The following is a 2,211-nucleotide window of genomic DNA, read 5'->3' as shown; positions in this document are numbered from 1 at the left end:
GAGGAGCATGAGCCCACCAAACGCAAGCGCGTAGGAGGTCAACACCCAGTTGCGGCCGCTGTCGCTCAGCCCGAGGTCGGCCTGCAATGGCGCCAGAGCGAGGTTCGCGACAGTACCGTCGAGCACCACCATCATCTGCAAACCACTCAGGACGATGATGGCAAGCCCGATGACTCGAGTCGCTACCGGGGCATTCGCCGAAGCGGTTTCAGATGTTGGGGAGTCAGACACAAGACTTCACGTTACCCAGCGTCGACGGAAAAGCCCGCGACCGGCCCGATCACGATGATCGCCGGAGGCTTGATCTCCTCGTCCTTGACGCGCTGAGCAACGGTCGCCAGATCGGCCCGAAGTTCACGCTGAGTGCGCAGCGTGCCCTCTTGGATGACGGTGACCGGCGTGGTTGCCGGGCGTCCACCGTCGACGAGTGCCTTCGCGAACTGATCGATGCGCTCGACCGCCATGAGCAGCACGATCGTGCCGCGCAACTTGGCCAGCGCCGACCAGTCGACCAGCGAATCCGGATGATCCGGAGCCACGTGCCCACTGACGACGACGAACTCGTGGGTGACGCCGCGGTGGGTGACCGGGATGCCTGCGGCCGACGGGACCGAGATCGCGCTCGTGATTCCGGGCACTACGGTCACCGGAACGCCGGCAGCGGCACACGCTTCGAGTTCTTCGTATCCCCGTCCGAAGACGTACGGGTCCCCGCCCTTGAGGCGGACCACGAACTTGCCTGCCTTCGCGTTGTCGATCAGCGCGGCGTTGATGGCCTCCTGAGCCATGGCACGGCCGTACGGGATCTTCGCGGCGTCGATCACCTCTACGTCCGGACCCAGTTCGGCGAGCAACTCCGGCGGAGCCAATCGGTCGGCCACGACGACGTCGGCGCGGGCGAGCAAACGGCGTCCGCGCACGGTGATCAGATCGGGATCACCGGGGCCACCACCGACGAGAGCAACACCCGCAGCGGCAGGCTCGGCCGTATCGGCGAGCACGCCCGACTGAAGACCTTCGACGACGGCGGTGCGGACCGCTGCCGAACGACGGTGATCGCCGCCCGCCAGAATTCCGATGCTCATACCGTCGTACTCGGCGCTCGCGGGAGTGACGGCGGTGCCGTGCTTCGCGTTGTCGGCGCGCACGCAGAAGATGTGGCGACGCTCCGCTTCGGCGACGATCGCCGCATTGGTTTCCGGCTCGTCGGTCGAGGCGATGGCGTACCACGCACCTTCGAGGTCGCCGTCGGCGTACGGGCGCTCTTCGACCGTGATCTGACCGGCAGTGGCCATACCTTCGACGGCTGGAGTGAACGCGCGACTGATGACGTGAACGCGGGCACCAGAGGCGACCAGCAGTCCGAGTCGGCGCTGAGCCACAGTGCCGCCACCGAACACGACCACGCGTCGATCGGTCAGGTTGAGGCCGACCAGGTAGTTGGTCTCGTCTGCGGTGGACTCGCTCACTCGCACTCCGTTTCGTTGTCAGAATTGGTCAAGCTGGAGGGAACTTTACGGGCCGCGGCCACGGTCACTCCATCCCTGGCAGTCTTGGCCAGCACAAGTCGGCCGCCCCCGGACGCGAGGATCGCAGCCGCTTCCGCGACGCTTGCCGTTCCGACGGCGTTCTCGACGCGAGGCGATGGTGACGGAACTTGAACTCGCGCAAGTACGTCCGGGGCGAAACTCACAATCGGGACGTTCAGTTCATGGGCCGCTGTCAGAAGAGCCGAAGACTCAGCTTTTGCCGCCACAGTGGCGAGTACCACGATCTTCCCTTGCGCCGCGGGCACAGCCTTCACCGCAGCGACGATGTTCTTCGCGGTGACACTCGTCGTGAATCCCACGCCTATACAGAGGTCATCCCCGTGCGGCATCGACGAACTTCGCGATCGATTCGGGCTGCCCCACCGGATGAGTGTGGAGATACGACGCGTGGACGCCGCCGCGAACAAATCCTTCGCGGACACTGCCGCCGTCCCAGGGCCGCCACCCCCACGCACTTCCGCAACCGTCCGCGTCTGCCGAGACGAGAGACGTTCGGTGGAACTCGTGACCGGTGACGCGGGAGCCTGCTTCGAAGAGGCTGGAGTCGCTGATCGCCACTGCTTCGCGGTACCCGAGGGTCAGGCGTTTCCCGAACGTCGCATCCACTCCGACCACACCGGCCATGCTGTGACCGTCCAAGCTGCGAGCGAGGTAGAGCAGA

Annotated in this window: 2 protein-coding genes and 2 pseudogenes; all 4 read right to left on the bottom strand. The window is 65.5% G+C overall.

Annotated features, from left to right (window positions below; translation table 11 throughout):
* Positions 1 to 231: pseudogene (locus A2J01_RS11505) on the bottom strand (MFS transporter); the annotation flags it as partial.
* An 11-nt stretch (positions 232 to 242) separates the two neighbouring features.
* Complete coding sequence (gene cobA, locus A2J01_RS11500; protein ID WP_007735001.1) at positions 243 to 1,469, bottom strand: uroporphyrinogen-III C-methyltransferase; 1,227 nt, start codon at positions 1,467 to 1,469, stop codon at positions 243 to 245.
* On the bottom strand, positions 1,466 to 1,849 hold the full coding sequence (locus A2J01_RS11495; protein WP_007734999.1) for a cobalamin biosynthesis protein: 384 nt from the start codon (positions 1,847 to 1,849) through the stop codon (positions 1,466 to 1,468). Before A2J01_RS11495 ends, cobA begins: the two co-directional genes overlap by 4 nt.
* Positions 1,850 to 1,862: 13 nt before the next feature.
* A pseudogene (locus tag A2J01_RS11490) lies at positions 1,863 to 2,211 on the bottom strand (cobyrinate a,c-diamide synthase); the annotation flags it as partial.

Origin of the sequence: Rhodococcus sp. EPR-134 (assembly GCF_001647205.1) — a bacterium.
Classification (GTDB): domain Bacteria; phylum Actinomycetota; class Actinomycetes; order Mycobacteriales; family Mycobacteriaceae; genus Rhodococcus_F; species Rhodococcus_F qingshengii.
Note: the sequence above shows the minus strand (reverse complement) of the source record. Positions and strands in the feature narration are given on the sequence as shown.